Genomic DNA, 18,001 nt, shown 5'->3' on the forward strand with positions numbered 1-18,001 from the left:
CGATGCAATTCGCACGTGGCGGCCCGCAGGCTGCCTTGTGGACAGCCGGGGGAATGCTAAGGTCGAAGGCTCTGCCGAAACCCACAATCAAGGACGACGACGATGGTCACACAGTTGCTGCGCGCGGTGCTGGTTGCGGCAACGCTGTGCTGGGGGATCGTCGGCGTCCAGGCGCAAAGCCAGAAAAGCTTCGTCCGCGAGGATCTCGCAAGCGAAAGCGTTCGCCTGCAACAGAGCCTGAGGACGGAAACGGCCCCATTTGCCGGCGGCAAGCCCGCCGCCCAGCTCCGGCGCGAGGGACAATCCTTCCTGTCGCAGCGGCTTCCCAAGCAGGCGCTTAACTCTTTTGGAGCGGCGATTGCAATCGAGCCGGGAAACTCAGCCAACTGGGCGGCATTCGCCGCGGCCGCACTCGCGGTGGATCCAGGCAATGATTGGCAGGAGCGCTACAAGCTGCAGGAGCGGCAGGCGGTTGCTGCCTACACGGCCTATCAGCGCGCCACGAATCCGGCCGACGAAGCGTCGGCGCTCGCACTGCTGGGGCAAATCTATGCGAACCAGCAATCCTGGCGGCCGTCGCTCAATGCTTATGCGGCGAGTCTCAAGCTTCAGGACAATGCGGCCGTGCGTGCGACCTACGAACAGCTTCGCGCCGAGCACGGCTTTCGCGTCACCGATTTCAAGATCGATTCCGATTCCGCCTCTCCGCGCGTCTGCTTTCAGTTCTCGGAACCGCTGGCTGGCGGAAAGGTCGATTTCACTCCCTTCGTTGCCCTGTCCGGCAGCGCGACCGCCGCCGTCACGGCTGAGGGATCCCAACTTTGCGTCGATGGCTTGAAGCACAGCCAACGTTATGCGGTGGTGTTGCGGCAGGGGTTGCCGTCCGCGGTCGGCGAAGCCCTCCTGCAATCCTACGATTCCGAGATCTACGTCCGCGACCGCTCGCCTCAGGCGCGCTTTACCGGCCGCAACTATGTCCTGCCGAGCACGGGGCAAGAGGGCATTCCGGTTGTTTCGGTGAACACCTCCAAGGTCGACGTGGAGGTCTATCGTATCGGCGACCGTAACCTTCTTCCGACTGTGCGCTCCGACGACTTTCTTGGTCAGATCACCCGCTATTCCGCTGCTGAAATCGCGCGCGAGAAGGGTCTAAAAATTTGGAACGGAACACTCGATACGGCATCCGAACTCAATCGCGACGTGGTGACCGCATTTCCGGTGATCGACGCAGTCGGCAAATTGGAGCCCGGCGTTTACGTGATGACGGCAAAGCCGAATGATGGATCGCCCAGCGACAACGAAAGCACTGAGAGCTACGATAATATCGCCACGCAATGGTTCGTCGTCTCCGATCTCGGACTGACGGCTTTTACCGGCAAGGGCGGCGTGCAGGTCCTTGTCCGCTCGCTTGCCACCGCCGACCCGCGTCCCGACGTGGAGGTCCGGCTGGTGGCGCGCAACAACGAGATTCTCGCCGTCAAGAAAACCGACAGCGCCGGCGTCGCCATCTTCGATCCGGGGTTGGCGCGCGGCGAAGGCGGCCTCGCACCGGGAATTCTGGTGGCGAGCGCCGGCTCCGATTACGGCTTCGTCGACCTCGGTTCGGCGGCTTTCGATCTCACGGATCGTGGCGTGAAGGGTCGTCCGGCCTCCGGCGCCGTTGATGCGTTCCTCTACACCGAGCGCGGCGTGTACCGAACCGGCGAGACGGTGGCGCTCACCGCGCTGCTGCGCGACGTCAAGGGCGTCGCGGTTCCGGGCGTTCCGCTGACCATCGTGGTGGGGCGCCCCGACGGCGTCGAATACCGCCGCGCGCTCGTGGAGGATCAGGGTCTTGGCGGTCGAGCACTTTCCATACCGATTCTGCCTGGCTCCTTGCGAGGCACGTGGCGCGTTGCCGCCTATACCGATCCCAAAGGGCCGTCGATCGGCGACGCGACGTTTCTGGTCGAGGATTATGTGCCGGAGCGGCTGGAGGTGAATCTCTCCCCGCAAGCAGAAGCGCTGCATGCCGGTCGCCCGGCGCCGATCGATCTCTCGGCGCGCTATCTCTACGGCGCTCCGGGCTCCGGCCTCGATGTTTCGGGCGAAGTGACGGTGGCGGCATCTGCGGTAAGCGGCATCAAGGGCATCGACGGCTATGTGGTGGGTCTCGACGACGAACCGGTCGAGTCCTCCACTGTCGAAATCGAGCAGGCGGCAACGACCGATGCGCAGGGCCGCGCCAGCTTGCAGATCCCGGTGCAGGATGTATCCACGCCGCGTCCCACCGAGGCTCGCATCACCTTGCGGGTCTCCGAGGCGGGCGGACGTGCGGTGGAGCGCAGCGTCACGCTGCCGATCCTGCCGAAGGGTCCTGTGGTGGCGGTGCGAAAGAACTTTGCCGGACAACTCGGTGAAGGAGCGAACGCAACGTTCGACGTGGTGCTGGCGAACCCGGATGGGACGCGCATCGCGAACCGGAACGTCGTCTGGAGCCTCTACAAGATCGAACGTCGTTATCAGTGGTACAATTCGGACGGCCGCTGGGGTTACGAGCCGGTGAAGAGCACCCGCCGTATGAGCGACGGACGTGTCGATGTCGGCACAGCCGAGGCGGCGCGCATTTCAGCGCCGGTCGAGTGGGGCACCTATCGCCTCGACATCAGTGCGGCGGATCTTGGCGAGACGGCGCAAACGAGCGTTTCGTTCACCGTCGGCTGGTCGGGCGATCAAACCGCCGACACGCCGGATCTTCTCGACATGACGCTCGACAAGGCGAGCTATCGCTCGGGCGACATGATGAAGGTTCGCCTCAACCCGCGCTTCGCCGGCAAGGCGACGCTCGCGGTCGTCAGCGACCGGATGCACCATATCCGCGTAGTCGACGTCGCGGCCGGCGGCACCGATGTGACGGTTCCGGTGCAGGCCGATTGGGGCCCGGGGGCGTACCTCGTCGCCATCGCCCATCGACCGCTCGATCAGGCCGCGCGGCGCATGCCCGGACGCGCGCTGGGAACCGCATGGTTCGCTATCGACCAGGAGGCCCGCTCGCTGACGGTAAGCCTCAACGCGCCTGAGAAAATTCGTCCGCGCGGTACGCTGGCTTTGCCGATCAAGGTCGCGGGTCTCGACCCGGACGGAGAGGCGCGCATCACCGTGGCGGCAGTGGATGTCGGCATTCTCAACCTGACGCACTACGAGACGCCCGATCCGAAATCCTATTTCTTCGGCCAACGGCAGCTCTCCGCAGAACTGCGCGATCTCTACGGCTACCTCATCGACGGCATGCAGGGGACACGCGGCGCGATCCGCTCCGGTGGCGACATGGAACCGAAGCCCCTTGATGGCATTCCGCCGACGCAGGAGCCGCTGGCGCGCTTCTCCGGGGTGGTGAAGGTGGGCGCGGACGGCACCGCGAACGTCGAATTCGACATGCCGGCGTTCAACGGCACCGTGCGGGTGATGGCGGTCGCGTGGACCAAGAACCGCGTCGGCAGCGCATCGGCTGATGTGATCGTGCGCGATCCCGTGGTGCTGGCCGGAACGCTTCCCCGCTTTCTTTCGGTCGGGGATCGCTCGCGCTTTTTCATGCAGATCGACAATGTCGAGGGCGCCGCCGGCGAGTATACGCTCGACCTCAACGTGAGCGGCCCCGTAATTGTCGGCGCAGATGCGTTGCGGTCCATCGTCAAGCTCGACGCCAAGGCGAAGACGCAAGTGGCGATCCCGGTGACGGCGGGAGGACGCGGCAGAGCCGTGGTCGACGTGACGCTGCGAGGGCCCGGGCTCGCGGCGATCAGCCAGCGTTTCACGGTAGCGATCCAGCCTGGTACCGGGGCCATTGCCCGGCGAACCATTCGGCCGCTTGATCCCGGCGCACGCCTGACCGTTTCGCAAGATCTGGTGGCGGATATTCTGAGCCAGACCGGCGTGGTGGCCGTCTCGGTTTCGCCTCGCGCCAGCCTCGATGTGCCGGGGCTGCTGCAGGCGCTCGATCGGTATCCTTATGGCTGCACCGAGCAGACAATCAGCCGCGCGCTACCGCTTCTCTATGTCAACAAGCTGGCCGAAGAGGAAAAACTGTCGCTCGACGAGAGCGCGGATGAGCGCGTTCGTGGCGCGATCGAACGAGTTCTGGCGCGGCAGGATTCGAACGGCTCGTTCGGCCTCTGGTCCGTCGGCGGCGACGATCTCTGGCTTGACGCGTACACCACCGACTTCCTCACCCGCGCACGAGAGAAGGGGTTTGTGGTGCCTGCGGTGGCGTTCAATCTCGCGCTCGACCGATTGCGCAACTTCGTCGCCAATACGACGCAGGTTGAGGACGACGGCTCGAACCTCGCCTATGCGGCCTATGTGTTGGCCCGCAATGGCCGACCGGTGATGGGCGATCTGCGCTATCTCGCCGACACCAAATTTGCCGAGTTCGGCTCGCCGCTGGCACGGGCCCAGATCGCGGCGGCGCTCGCATTGCTGGGGGATCGCGCCAGGGCGCAAAAAGCCTTCGCGTCGGCAACGGAATTGCTGACCACCGAAAAAGACGATGGATCATATCGCGGCGATTACGGCTCGCGTCTTCGCGACGGCGCCGGCCTGCTCACGCTTGCGTCGGAAACCGACAATAGCGCGGATCTTGTGCAACGCGTCGGACAGGTTATCGACCAGGAGCGTGGCAACCGGCGAACCAGCACGCAGGAACAGGCCTGGCTCGTTCTGGCGGCGCAAGCGGTGGCGCGCGATGCGGAGGCAATGGCGCTGACGATCGACGGCACGGCGCACAAGGGTGCCTTCTATCACGCCTACCGAGATCAGACGCTCGCGCCGGCGCCGGTGACGCTCGCCAATGCGGGTTCGGCGCCGGTGCAGGCGGTGATCACCGTCACCGGCAGCCCGATCGAGCCGCAGCCGGCGATATCCTCGGGATATGCGGTCGAACGCGCCTATTACAAACTTGATGGAACTCAGGTGCAGCCCTCAAGAGTTCAGCAGAATGATCGTCTCGTGGTCGTGCTGAAGATCACGGAGAGCGAGGCAAAGCAGGCGAGGGTCTTGCTGGTGGACCGCCTTCCGGCAGGATTCGAGATCGACAATCCCAAGCTCGCCGACAGCGACACGGTCAAGGGCCTGCCCTGGCTCAAGCGCGATGTGGAGCCTGCGCATACCGAGTTCCGCGACGATCGCTTCGTTGCGGCGTTTGATCGCGAGCCGGAGCAGGCTGCCTTCTTCTCCATCGCCTATATGGTGCGCGCCGTCTCGCCGGGCCGCTATGTGCATCCCGCCGCACAGGTTGAAGATATGTACCGACCGGAGCGCTTCGGCCGAACCGATTTCGGAATGGTCGAAGTGGTGCAGGTCAGGCCGTGACCAGCGCGCCCGCGACAGCACCGAAGGGGCGTCGCAGCATCGTTTGTGCCGTGGCTGTCGCGGGTCTTGTCGCTTTCTCGGCCTTTGCCCTGTGGCGCTTCGTCGATGCGCTGGGACCCCTCGACCTCCGCACGTCGGACGCTCGGTCGCCGATCGTGGTCGATCGCGATGAGCGCTTGCTCCGGCCTTTCGCCACGCCGGAGGGGCGGTGGCGGTTGCCGGTGGATGTGGCGGACGTGGACCCACGCTACCTCGCCATGTTGATCGCCTATGAGGATGCGCGCTTCGCGCGACACAGCGGCGTCGATGCTCTGGCGCTGCTGCGCGCCGCGGGTCAGCTGATGACAAGCGGCGGCATTGTCTCTGGCGGCTCGACGCTGACGATGCAGGTGGCCCGTTTATTGGAGCCGCGCGAGGAACGATCTTTCACCGCGAAACTCCGCCAGATGGTGCGCGCGGTACAGCTCGAACGGCGCTTCTCGAAGGACGAGATCCTGCGGCTCTATCTTCTGCTGGCGCCTTTTGGCGGCAACCTGGAAGGTGCGCGCGCCGCAAGCCTTTCCTATTTCGGCCGCGAGCCGAAGCGGCTTTCGTTCGCCGAATCCGCCCTGCTCGTGGCATTGCCGCAATCTCCGGAGCTCCGCCGCCCGGATCGCAATGTCAACGCGGCCCGAAAGGCCCGCGATCGGGTGCTCGAACGTGCGCGGCAGAACGGCGTCATCAACCGCGCGGAGGCGGATGCGGCGAAAGCCGAGCCCGTCCCGCAACTGCGGCGTCCCTTTCCGATGATCGCCGCTCATGCCGCGGAGGCGGCCTTGGCGGAGCTGCCGGCGGCGACGACCCACCGCCTTACGATTGACGCCCGCCTGCAGACGAGCCTCGAGCAACTGGCACGGGAACGGGCCGAGCGCCTGGGCAACAAACTCTCGCTTGCCATCTTGGTGATCGACAACGCGACGGGGCAGGTTCGCGCCCAGGTTGGGAGCCCCAATTATATGAGTCGCGAACGGGCGGGCGCCATCGACATGACGCGTGCCATACGCTCACCCGGCTCCGCGCTGAAGCCCTTCATCTATGCGCTCGCCTTCGAGAATGGATTGGCTCATCCGGAAACTTTGCTCGATGATCGGCCATCCCGCTATGGCAGCTACCAGCCCGAGAACTTCGATCTCGCATTTCAGGGCACCGTGACAGCGCGTAAGGCACTGCAATTTTCGCTCAACGTTCCGGCGGTCGAATTGCTCAACGAATTGGGCCCGGCGCGTTTTCTCGCCCGCTTGCAGCAGAGCGACGTGTCGCTGGAAATGCCGAAGGAAGCGGCGCCCGGTCTCGCAGTGGGCCTCGGCGGGCTGGGGATCACGCTCACGGATCTCACACGCCTTTATGCCGGTCTCGCACGGGGAGGCGCGATGCCCGCTCTCGTTCGCCGCGCGGATGCAGCACCGGTCGCTCCATCGCAGCGGCGGATCGCCGACTCCGTCGCGGCTTGGTACGTGTACGACATCCTGCGAGGGGCGCCGCCGCCCGACAATGCACTCGCAGGACGCATCGCGTTCAAGACTGGGACCTCCTACGGTTATCGCGATGCTTGGGCCGCCGGATACGACAGGCACTTTACGATCGGCGTATGGGTCGGGCGCCCGGATGGAACGGCCGTGCCGGGACTGATCGGCCGGATCGTCGCCGCGCCGATCCTGTTCGACGCCTACGGGCGGTTGAACCGCGAGCCGGAACCCCTCGTGACGCCGCCGTTCACCCTGCAGGCGACAACAGCCACCCTGCCGCCGCCGCTCCGACATGTGCGCCACGATGTGCCGAAGACCCTCGCGGCGACAATCGACGCGCCGCTGCGCATTGCGTTTCCGCTCGATGGCTCTCGCGTCGAACTGGAGCGCCAGAATGGCCGTGTCGTCGCGAGTCTGGCGCTCAAGGCATCCGGTGGCGCGCCGCCGCTCACGTGGATGGTTGATGGTGCGCCCGTCCAGGCTGGCAGCCTGCGGCGCGAAGCGGTGTGGAATCCCGAAGGCGCCGGGTTCGTCCGGCTGTCCGTCATCGACGCACGAGGTGCGACCGACACCGTTATGGTCCGCATCGACTGATTGGTTGAGACAAGTCGAACGCACTGCAAGGCCGCCGGACCTTCTGGACAATGGCCCGTCGTCGCCATACATGCTCCGCATGTTCGAAACCAAATCCCCCTCGCCGACCGCCACCAAAGCCGAGCTTTACGGCTCGCTGGCCCAGCAATTGTCCGGGCTGCTCGAAGGCGAAGCGGATCCCATCGCCAATGCGGCGAACATGTCGGCGCTGATCTTCGATCTCGTGCCTGACCTCAACTGGGCCGGATTTTATTTCATGCGGGGACCCGGCCTTGTGCTCGGGCCGTTCCAGGGGAAGGTCGCGTGCGTCCGTATTCCGGTGGGACGAGGCGTCTGCGGTACGGCGATCGAACGCAAGACGTCGCTTGTCGTCGCGGACGTGAACGAGTTCCCGGGCCACATTGCCTGCGACAGCGCTTCCCGTTCGGAACTCGTGGTGCCGATCCTCAAGAACGGCCAGGCCATCGGCGTTCTCGACCTCGATAGCCCCCACCCGGGTCGCTTCGATGACGCCGACCGCCAAGGATTCGAACGCCTGGTCGAGATCTATATTCAGGCGTCCGACCTGGGCTGACACTGGCCCCTCCAGCGGTTGTGCCGTCCCTTCCGAATATCCAGCCCCCCGTGCTAGAGAGTAGCATTGCACGCGATTGCGGAGCAGCAGGGGACGAAATTGCATGGATCGACGGGGATGAGCCGCGACGCGCCGAAATCCTTCATGTGGTCCCTTCAGGGTCTTGTGGCCCTCGTCTTCACGCTGGTCGTACTCGCGATCTCGGGCGCGTTGATCGGCTACAACCATTTGCAGCTGACGACACTGACCTTCCAGGATGCGGAAGATGATTTTCAGCGCATCACCAACAACATCCGAGAGGAGATCTCCGGCAGCCTAAAGGTTGCCGGCTCGGTGCTCGATACCGCTTCGCTCACCATCAACGCGGATTTGCCGCTGGAGGATCTCGCCAAAGTCCTGACCGGTGTCCTCGAGGATCTGGATCAGGTGCTACCGGCGGCCATGGGCATCTTCGTCGGTCGCAGCGACGGCACGCATGTGGTCGTCCAGAGTCTCGACGACACCCGGCCGCCGGAAATCGGAACGGACCTCCCCGAATCGGCCGCCTATGCGTTCATGCTGGTCGAGCTTTCAGAAAAGGGACCCACCACCCGCTGGATCGTCATCGACAGGAATGGACGCGAACTCCGCCGCATCCCGCCGCAGCCGACCAAGTTCGACCCTCGCATGCGGCCCTGGTTCGGGCCTGCTCTTGCGACGACAGGCATGATCCTGACGCCGCCCTACCGTTTTGCGAACCTGCCCGAGGCGGGCATTACTCTTGCGCGGCAGGGCAGGCGCACGCCGGGAGCCGTGTTCGGCATCGACATGACGCTGGCGAGCCTCGATCAGTATCTCGATCGGCTGCGGTTCCCCGCGGATCTCGAACTTCTGGTGTTCGACTCGTCCGGATCGCTCATCGCGCACCCGCGCGGCGGCTCGTTTCGCAAGATCCAGCAGGCCAACCTTCTCGACCGCCTTCTGACCGTCGACGATCTCGATTCGCCGCTGCTGAGCGGAATGTATCAAACTTTTCGGGCGACGAACGGAGCACAGCCGCGCAGCACATCATTTCTTGTCGGCGGTGAAAGTTATTTCGGGCGGACCGAGCGGATCGGGCAGGGGTTCGACAATCTTTTCATCAGCCTTGCCATTCCGTATGACACCATGGTCCAGCCGGCGCAGCTGATTGCGTCGAAACTGCTTCTGGTGAGCGGTGGGTCGGTTCTTCTCGCATTGCTGATCGTGCTGATTGCATCGCGCGGTCTGGCATTGCCGCTGCGCCGGGCCGCCGACGATATCCGTCGGATCATGAAGTTCGAATTCGGCCATGCCCGGCGGCAGGAATCGCGGGTCGTGGAGGTGCGGGAGCTGTCTCGCGCCATCGACACGCTGGAACTCGCCCTGAGCAACTTCATGCGCTATGTGCCGACAGCGCTCGTGCGCGGGATCATCGGACGAAAATTCTCATCCGACCTCGGAGGTATCCGCCAACCGATCACGGTGTTGTTCACGGATGTTTTCGGTTTCACCACCATGGCCGAATCCCTCGATCCCGAGCAGGTGATGGCTAAGACCTCACGTTATTTCAGCGAGCTCGGCACGGAGTTGATCCGGTCCGGCGCCACCATCGACAAATATATCGGCGACAGCGTCATGGCGTTCTGGAACGCGCCGGAGACGCGCGACGATCACGTGGCGCAGGCCTGCCTTGGGGCGCTCCGCGCGGCGCGCCGTCTCGACCGGCTCAACGCGGAATTCGTCGCGGAGGGTGGGGCGGCGATGCGCACGCGCTTCGGCGTTCATACAGGTGACGCAGTCGTCGGCAATGTCGGTTCCGTCGACCGCATCAATTACACCGCACTCGGTCACACGGTGAATATGGCATCGCGCTTCGAGAAGCTGAACAAACGCTACGGCACGACGATCCTCGTCAGCGAGGATGTGCGCCAGGGTGCGGGCGACAAGTTCATCTTCCGCTTTGTCGACCGGGCTGTTCCCGATGGGGCTCACCTGGCGATCGCTCTCTATGAGCTGATCGGCGCCGACGTCCCCGACGAGCCGGAGCTTCTACCTCCGCGATTGCGCGCGGAAACCCTGCAGACGTGGCAGAAGGCGCTCTCCGCCTGCGATCTCGAAGATTGGGAAAAAGCAAACGCGCTGATCGAAGAGCTTGTCGTCATGGATCCCGATGATTTGCTGTTCCAGGTCTATCTCAAACGATGCCAGGCAAATGCCGCGATAGCATCGCGACCGATCCGATAGCCGAGCACTCAGCCGCCGACGATCTCAACCCGACGAGGCTTCGACATGGTCCGATCCGATCCTCCGCACGGCAAAAAGACGCGGCCACAACGCGCTTGTGAACGCGCGTCGCTCATCTGCACCGCGCGATTGAGCGGCCATTCATATGCGCGGATGTCGCGTTCGTCGGAACGCCGCTGGAGTGCTTCGGGCGAGACTCATCGATGCCGCATTCGCCGATCAAATCGTGCGCTTGATTTTGAAAGGAGGGTCTCGATGGTCTTTGAAGATTCGATGCAGATCGCGGAACGCAGACTCATCGACGGCGCGACGCTCGAAGAGTTGAAAGAGGCGGCACGGGACCTGCGCGCGCTCGCTCCCGATAGCGTGTTGGCAGAGCTTGTCGAGGCGAGGATAGCCGAGATCGAGGTGCCTGCCCGGTCCGAGGGGGATTCCGAGCCGACGAACGAGGGCGCCTAATCCGTCCGTGGCCCAGACTCGTGCCGCGGGGCGGCATTCAGAAGCGGAAGACGAACTTTGCTCAGTTCGGTCGAGAATCAAAAACGGCACCCTGACGGTGCCGTTTCTGCTTCCGCTGCGCGAGAGGGACACTCAGCGGAAGTGTCAGTCCCTAGCGATGCTGCCCTTCGTACTCGTTGACTTGGCGACCGCCAGCCACCTGGGCAAGCTCGTCGATGTTGAGCACGATCGCCGTGGTCTTCTCGTCGGTCTTGGTAGCGATGTCTTCGACAGGCACGTCCCGCATGATCGATGTATTCATTGAACTGCTTCAGCCAACTGGCTGACCCCTTGCTTGGCTATGGTCTTGATCGTCGCGTAGACAGCGAAAGCCGCCTGCGCGGGGTTCCGGATAGCCGATCCGAAGCATCGCCATCAGGTCATTGCAATAAGATAACGTCAAGCAACTTTAAATTGTGCGAGGCGGTGAGCGAAGCCGACGGTGGCGGAGCGCGCTTGGTTGAGGTCGCTGGGGTGTTCGATCGGTGGGAGGGCGATGCCGCAACGCAGAGCAAAAAATGGTGCTGCCAGAGAGGATTGAAGTCCCCAGCGAGAACCTAAAAGCCTTATTTTTCAACGATCTTTCGAGTGTCGATGCGGCCACTGTGGGGAAGTCGTGTGGGGACGTCAAGAGCGGGAGTTCGGCCCCTTTCGGGTGTCCGCAGTGAGCTAGTTGGAATAGGCCCCGACCTCTAACCGACAGGAAGACGCAGAATGATCTGCGGGCGTTGCGGCACCAGCCTCATCGTGAGAGGCTACGCTGCCTCTGGATCCTCGTCGAAACCACGGGCGAGGTCCGCCACCACTCGGTTCCGCTTCTCCTCACGCCTCCGCTCGGAAGTGATGACGTGAGCTGCGAAGGTGGAATAGGCGTCCTTGAGATACGCCGCGATCAGTTGGGTGGCCTGAATGGATAGCGTCTTGAACCACGCCCGGTCCCTCCCAGTAGCGAGCGTGACGGTCCGTCCCATAGCGATCCCGTGGAGGCTCCGCACTTGACGAACCAACTGCCCGTCGAAGCCTGCATCACTCGGGAAGCGTCGGCTGTCGTGCTCCCGCATGAGGTGCATCCCGGCCACCATCAGGGCGACCTCCTCGGGTTCGGCAGTCTTCGTGATCTTGAGGATCTCCGAACACGCGGCGACCTTGTGGCGGTTGCTCGGGATGCCCCGATGATAGGCGTCCACATAGCTCTGGCAGTGATCCCGTAGAAGCGTAGTGATCTGTCTCAAGCTGGACCGAATGAGAGGGACGTTTCCCCGTGTCATCGCGGCTCTAGCAAGTTCGATGTGAGGCCGAAGCTCAGGTTTCCTGACGGTGACCTGACGAGCATCGCCGGATGCTCGCACTCGCTTTCGGCATCTCTCACAGTACGCGGCGATGTTGGATCGGGCGATCCCTTTGCATCCGGGGTTTCGGCACGGATGGTGGCCGGGTCTTATGGATGTTCTGGTGGGCATGTCTGTTTCTCCTGAATGAAAAGACCCCGCCGCTCGGGTGAGGGGCAGGGCCTGTTACTTGATGGTTGTGGGGTGTGCAGATTGCACAGCCTATCCGTCCAACTGTGCATTTGCAGATACAATGGAGTGCATAGGCTAGGGGTCAGAGGCGCTCTCAGCGTGTCCCTCGGTATCACAGGAGGGGATGATCATTCCGATCTCCTCCACCTCGTCCTCGCTCTCATCTTCGTCCTCACCTTCGAGAACGTCCCGGAGCTGTGTTTGGAGTTCCACGAGACGATCACCGAACATGATCTCCAAGACCTTCGCTGTGAGCAGCGGTGAGGAGGTGAAGGCGGTTCCGAAGGACTTGTACAGCTTCTCGGCGATGACCTGCGCCTTCTGGGTCATGTGATCCTCGTAATCGAAATCGGGCCTCTGCTCATCGCCTTGGACGGCACGGCGAGCCTCCTTCCACGTCGCGTAGAATCCGGCCTTGGCGTTTGGCTTGCGCCCCTTCTTGGCGTTTATGGCGTCCCTCACCCGGCGCATCTCGGCGACCGTCCTTTGAGAAACGCCGGATCCACGGGACACTCTCGCAATGGATCCGATGCCAAGCACCGTTCTTCGCCACGCCCAGTTCAGGCGCTCCTCGCTGTTCATCTGGCGGGACACCTTGACGTTCTGGTCCCCAGCCTTCTCGATGGCCCCCTCAAGCGACCCGGAGAAGAATCTGACGGGTATCGAGGCTTCCTTCTCGTCAGCCTTGTAGACCTCCAAGCGGTGGTGTCCGTCGAGGAGGATGGTCTTCGGTCCAACCTGGATCACAAGCACCGGGTCGAGATCGCCAACGTTCCTTTTGGTCCTCGCAAGTTCCGCTACGTGGATCGTGCTGATTCCGTCGCGAGGCTGGAAGAGAGACTCCTCAGCGGTGATGTCGTCGATGCTCATCCGCATCTGACCGTCATGAGCCGCGATGGCTCGGGTGATGCTCGATGGTTGCGGCTGCGAGTCCAGTATCCGAAGACGCTGGAGCGCCGCTTCTGCTTGAAAGCAAATGCTCATTGTCGTGTCTGTTCTGTCTATGCTGTTCAGGAGGGGATCGGACTCTGATGTCGAAGCACCTCGCAGTGTCGTCGTTGGGTGGTCGCGGGGATCTCTATGATCTCCACCCTCACAGGCTTTCCACCGGCCCTCACTGCTTCGGCAGCTCGCCGCGCCAATCCGTCGACCAGTTCATTCCCTTCGATCCCCGAGTGTCCCCGGCACCACTCAACGCGGACAAGGGGTCTCCGGTCGAGTTCCTCCCAGAGGCGCTGCACCATGTCCGCGTTGGCGACCGGGGTGCCGCCCGCAGTTCGCATCCCCTTGGCCGTCCATGACGTTCTCCATTTGGTCGCGGCGTTGACCGCGTAGGTGGAATCGGACCGGGCTACCGCTGATGTGTCTACTGGGATCGAGCTGATGGCTTGGATGAGGGCGTAGAGTTCAGCCTCGTTGTTGCTGCGCTTCTTGCAGCCGCTCCCGTGCTTTGTGAAAGCAGTGCCATCCGGGCGTCTGACGTAGACGGCCCAACCTGCATAGCCCGGATTGTCTAGACTGCTGCCGTCGCACCATGCTTCCCATGCCGGGAGAGCTTCGGAGGCTGCCGGGAGAGCTTCGGAGGCGAGAGTAGCCACTGTTGATTGGTTCATGTGTTGTCCTTGGTTGCCCTCGGAGGGCGTTGTGTTGGATGGGGTGATCTCCCTCGCTTCATGGCGACTGGAGATGCAGAGTGATTGCTTGCGGAGATTGTCCGTCTGAGGTGGTCAGGCAGGACCGCACAGGTGCGGGAAGCCGCTGAGTCCTCGGAAGTACCGCCTGACGTCCCGGACGGGAGCATCCGTGGGTTGGGAGCCGCTCGGCCAGAAACTTGTCTGGGGTTCGAGGTCTAGAGTGGGCCCTCGTTGTCACAAGGTGACGCGCGTCACAGGTGACATGCTTTTATCTAGGGGGTGGCTCTAACCCCGCACACAGGGGATTAAACGAGCCCATGTGCATAGGAACATTAGAGAATCCCCGAAGAACGCAAGGGATTTGCAGTCCCCTGTGTCCCCCCGATAGGTCGGGCGCGTCCGTCGATGAGCGAGTGCTAGAGTGGGCCCTAATCTGTCACAGCGGGGGATTGGCCCCTGTGCGATCAGACTGGGGGTGGATCATTCGATGTCCGCAGGTCAAAGCAAGGGTCGTCCCTCCACTCTGGGCAACGGGACAACGTCCCGATGATCTCGTCCAGAGCTTGTCGCCGAGAGGTTACCCTAGCAGGCGACTGAGGTCTGGGATCCCTTGAGGATCCTGTGGACGCTTCCCTTGCCGATCCCGAGGCGTTTGGCGATCTCGCCCATTGAGAGGCCCTTGGCGTTCATCGCTACGACCTCATCCGACTTAGCGCGGGCGGTCGGTGTCCGGCCCTTGTACCGGCCTTCCTCCTTGGCTTTGGCAATCCCTTCTCGCTGCCGTTCAAGCATCATCTCCCGTTCAAACTGGGCGACACTTGCGAGTACGTTCAACATGAGTTTTCCGGTGGGTGTGCTGGTATCGACGCCCATGTTGAGGATACGCAGGTGGACACCCTTCTCCTCAAGGTGCTTCACCAGTTCCCCCATGTGGTGAACCGAGCGGGCCAATCGGTCGAGCTTGGTGACCACGAGCGTGTCGCCTTCCCGGAGATAATCCAAGGCGGTCTCAAGGATGGGCCGAGGGCCAATGGACGAGGTCTGCTCTTGATAAACTTTTTTGCAGCCAAGCGTCTTGAGGTCTCGTACTTGGGCCTCCAGCCCGGCTTCCTGCTCCAGCGTCGAAGTCCTAGCGTATCCGATAAGCGTCATGTGGTATGTCTCGTTCCAAAAGGTCTAAGACATTAAAGTCGGATCGTTCCATTTGTCAACACCCCACTCCATTGGAACGGACAACCCGTTCGTGTGGAACGTTCCGCTAGGGCAAGATCCAATGGAACAAGTTGTGGTACGAACGCACTGCCTCAAGTAGGGTGGCGTAAACAGCTTAGCTGTATTCACTCGCAGCGCATCATGAGGTAACTCTCCACATTGCAACTGTACTCAACCGGCATTTCGAGTTGAACTTTTGACCGCACCGCCCGAACCACATCCCTTAGATTACGACTGGAGATACACCGCCGAAACCGTGGTTGCTCTTTGCGAGCTTCTGCCCCGGAAAGGCGCGGTGTTGGCGGTTGGCACTCCCTCGATTGCCCGGCACCTTGAACTCCTCCGTCGTGAGGTTGTCCTTGTGGATCGACAACCTTTTCAAGGAGTGAAGAGACATTGGGCGGTCGAAGTCGGGACAAGAGGATTGGAGCTCAAAGATTTTGCAGCAGCCATACTAGATCCACCTTGGTACTCCAAGGACGTGTGCCGTTGGATAGCGTGGGCTGCTCAAAGTGTGCGGATTGGTGGGCACATCATTGTGTCCCTCTGGCCTGATGGAACAAGGCCCGGTGATGCCGACGAGGTTAAACGAATACTGGAATGGATCACCGGCTGGGCAGACGTCGAGCTTCTACCGCTTCTTGCACATTATGAACAGCCAGCGTTTGAAGTGGTGGCGACGTCGGATTCGAACGGAGAGCCGTTTTCATCGAGCCCGGGTGTCGGACGCCTACTGCGTCTTCGGATTAGGCGGCGTCCTGAGGCACCTTCGAAGATTGATCCGCGGGGCGGGTGGCTAAGATTCGTTTTGAATGATTATCAACTAGCCCTTCGGATAGGGGGTTTGGCGGGAACACACTTCTCGATACGCATGCATCCTAACGCCAAGGGCTGGGTTTGGCCGTACGTGAGCAAGCGAGCCCCGGGGCGGGAAAAAATTGGCTTGTGGAGTTCGCGGAACGAAGTGGCCATGGTCGGTAACAGTGACGGACTCGTCGACACTCTCCGCCGCACCTTTAAGACCTGTAATGCGTCGTCTTTCGAAGCTGAATTAGCTGAGTATCCCGAATTGCTGCATTGGGATATTCCACGCCCACCCCACTGGAGAAACTTCGAATGGCGCCACCGGTAATAGCTCTTCGGTTCCGAGATACCACTCTGGGAGTGGACACAATCGAAGCTCATCGTGTCATCATTGACAGGGAAGGAGCTGTTCTATGGGGCTGGTGGAAAAAGGATTTCGAAGAAGACCATCTGGCTTACTTGAATACCTTGCTTACGGAGCCGAGAGATATCTTCATAGTCGATCGGTCTACTGAACGAATGTTCCGAGCCACTGCGGTAAGGTGGTTAGCGGGACAACCCGAACAATCCGACCTCACAATGGTGCCTGAATACTACCGGCAACACGTCTCGCTCGTGTTCGGTTGGTTCTATCTGACAAAGATTGAGGATGAGCCATTTCTCGAGGATCTGTCTCGGCAGTTTGGCGATCATACCTTGCTCAAAGTTAGTTCGGTAGAAAACCTACCTGCGAAGAAAACTGTCACCAGCGCTTCCATTAGCAACAAGTCGTGTGTGTTGCATCTCTCCGATCTTCACTTTGGCGCCGACTATGATTTTAGCCCACAGGGCGAGAGACAACCCATTGGTGGTTCAAAAAGGACGTTGACCGAGTGTATCACCGCTGATCTTACGCGCCTTGGACTGGTTGACGACATAGCAGCCGTCGTCGTTACGGGGGATTTTATCACCGGAGGGGATTGGAGTGATGAAATTCGAGGACAGGTGCTCGATGAGTTTGAAGCTCTGCGTAAGAATTTGCAGTTGGATCGAGACCAAATCATTGCTGTACCGGGCAATCATGACATTGTGAGGTATCCGAAAGACTCTGGAATAAGTCCAGAAGCAATAAGTGGGAGAAATCAGACAAACAATAAGCATGAACGCGAGTTCCGAACGTTCGTGGATGAACTGACTGGGCGGCGATGGCAGGAGCCCCTCAATTATATTCAGCGGGTGAAACTCCGAAATGCGGACATTTTGGTTTGTGTTCTCAACTCCTGTACGATCTTAGCCACGGAATGGACTGAGTACGGTTTCGTCGGCGACAAGGGTCTCGACGCGCTTGAACTGCTCAAGACAGAGATCGTCGAGCGCCCCACTTTTAGGTTCATGGCGATGCACCATCACCTGCTTCCCGTTGCCGACGTGGAGGCTCCTAACAGAAAGGGTGTAACGCTCTCCCTAGATGCTTCGAAACTCCTAGACGTTGCTCAGCAGGTCGGCGTTCAAGTAGTCCTACATGGTCATCAGCACATGCCTCGCCTCGCGAAGTATCAGACCATTCCGCTGATGGGTGGACCTGCCTCACATCCTCTGCATGTGGTGTCCAACGGCAGTACAGGCGGGGCTAGGAGACCGGGTAGCGAGCGGAACACTTATTGCGTGTTTCGACCTGGAGAAGACGGTGTCGCTCTTTGGATGCGCGAGTTGCGTCCTGACGGAAGACCGGGGGTAAGCTTGTATACGGGAAGTCTCGATGCACTTCCGGCTGTTCCCTGAGGTCCGTTGGAGCATAGTCCAAGCGCGGATGGAGAAATCTTCGATGAGACGGATGCGGGCGATGCTTGAAGCCCCTTGACGTGAGAGTATACCCCCATGGACGCCATCCGATACGCTACCGACTTCCCTGTGGATTATCGTCCGGCTGTTCGATGAGACACTTTACAATTGGAAGTAAGTTCCTGACTGTCACGCTTGCTCGGCTCCGCCCAGTCCTATTCGCTGGTCTGACGTCAGATGCATCGTTTTCTTAAAGCGGAGTCTTGGGCGTGTCCCCATCGGGGATGAGCCTTTCCGCAGAGGCGACGG

At 61.4% G+C, this 18,001-nt stretch carries 11 protein-coding genes; 6 read left to right on the plus strand and 5 right to left on the minus strand.

The annotated features are described in order from the left end of the window. Nucleotides 1–102: 102 nt before the first annotated feature. The 5 genes from FEZ63_RS16425 to FEZ63_RS16445 all read left to right on the plus strand — a co-directional run bounded on the left by FEZ63_RS16425 (nt 103) and on the right by FEZ63_RS16445 (nt 10,722). Entirely contained in the window at nt 103–5,346 is a 5,244-nt protein-coding gene (locus FEZ63_RS16425; RefSeq protein WP_150946410.1) for an alpha-2-macroglobulin family protein, read from the plus strand. Continuing rightward, nucleotides 5,343–7,445, plus strand: a complete 2,103-nt coding sequence (pbpC, locus tag FEZ63_RS16430; protein WP_150946412.1) for a penicillin-binding protein 1C — start codon at nt 5,343–5,345, stop codon at nt 7,443–7,445. The genes FEZ63_RS16425 and pbpC overlap by 4 nt, the downstream gene beginning before the upstream one ends. 79 nt (nt 7,446–7,524) lie before the next feature. After that, nucleotides 7,525–8,019 carry a GAF domain-containing protein gene (locus FEZ63_RS16435; protein WP_150946414.1) on the plus strand — a complete coding sequence of 165 codons (495 nt, stop codon included), beginning with the start codon at nt 7,525–7,527 and terminating at the stop codon, nt 8,017–8,019. Nucleotides 8,020–8,136: 117 nt separating this feature from the next. Beyond that, nucleotides 8,137–10,263, plus strand: a complete 2,127-nt coding sequence (locus tag FEZ63_RS16440; RefSeq protein WP_150946416.1) for an adenylate/guanylate cyclase domain-containing protein — start codon at nt 8,137–8,139, stop codon at nt 10,261–10,263. Between the two features lie 255 nt (nt 10,264–10,518). Then, nucleotides 10,519–10,722, plus strand: a complete 204-nt coding sequence (locus FEZ63_RS16445; RefSeq protein WP_150946417.1) for a hypothetical protein — start codon at nt 10,519–10,521, stop codon at nt 10,720–10,722. 151 nt (nt 10,723–10,873) lie between these two features. Here FEZ63_RS16445 and FEZ63_RS24840 read toward each other — a convergent pair whose 3' ends face one another. The 5 genes from FEZ63_RS24840 to FEZ63_RS16465 all read right to left on the minus strand — a co-directional run bounded on the left by FEZ63_RS24840 (nt 10,874) and on the right by FEZ63_RS16465 (nt 15,067). Then, nucleotides 10,874–11,023, minus strand: a complete 150-nt coding sequence (locus tag FEZ63_RS24840) for a hypothetical protein (protein ID WP_153245861.1) — start codon at nt 11,021–11,023, stop codon at nt 10,874–10,876. A 493-nt stretch (nt 11,024–11,516) separates the two neighbouring features. Next, nucleotides 11,517–11,993, minus strand: coding sequence for a hypothetical protein (locus FEZ63_RS16450; RefSeq protein ID WP_150946419.1), 477 nt, complete (start codon nt 11,991–11,993; stop codon nt 11,517–11,519). 363 nt (nt 11,994–12,356) lie between these two features. Further along, nucleotides 12,357–13,151, minus strand: coding sequence for a ParB N-terminal domain-containing protein (locus FEZ63_RS16455; protein WP_150946422.1), 795 nt, complete (start codon nt 13,149–13,151; stop codon nt 12,357–12,359). 140 nt (nt 13,152–13,291) lie between these two features. Continuing rightward, nucleotides 13,292–13,894, minus strand: a complete 603-nt coding sequence (locus FEZ63_RS26230) for a ribonuclease H family protein (protein WP_150946423.1) — start codon at nt 13,892–13,894, stop codon at nt 13,292–13,294. A 603-nt stretch (nt 13,895–14,497) separates the two neighbouring features. Beyond that, entirely contained in the window at nt 14,498–15,067 is a 570-nt protein-coding gene (locus FEZ63_RS16465; RefSeq protein ID WP_150946425.1) for a recombinase family protein, read from the minus strand. 1,176 nt (nt 15,068–16,243) lie between these two features. Here FEZ63_RS16465 and FEZ63_RS16470 point away from each other — a divergent pair. Continuing rightward, complete coding sequence (locus tag FEZ63_RS16470) at nt 16,244–17,692, plus strand: metallophosphoesterase family protein (RefSeq protein WP_150946427.1); 1,449 nt, start codon at nt 16,244–16,246, stop codon at nt 17,690–17,692. The last annotated feature ends 309 nt before the right edge of the window (nt 17,693–18,001 follow it).

This window comes from Microvirga brassicacearum, from assembly GCF_008757455.1.
GTDB lineage: Bacteria > Pseudomonadota > Alphaproteobacteria > Rhizobiales > Beijerinckiaceae > Microvirga > Microvirga brassicacearum.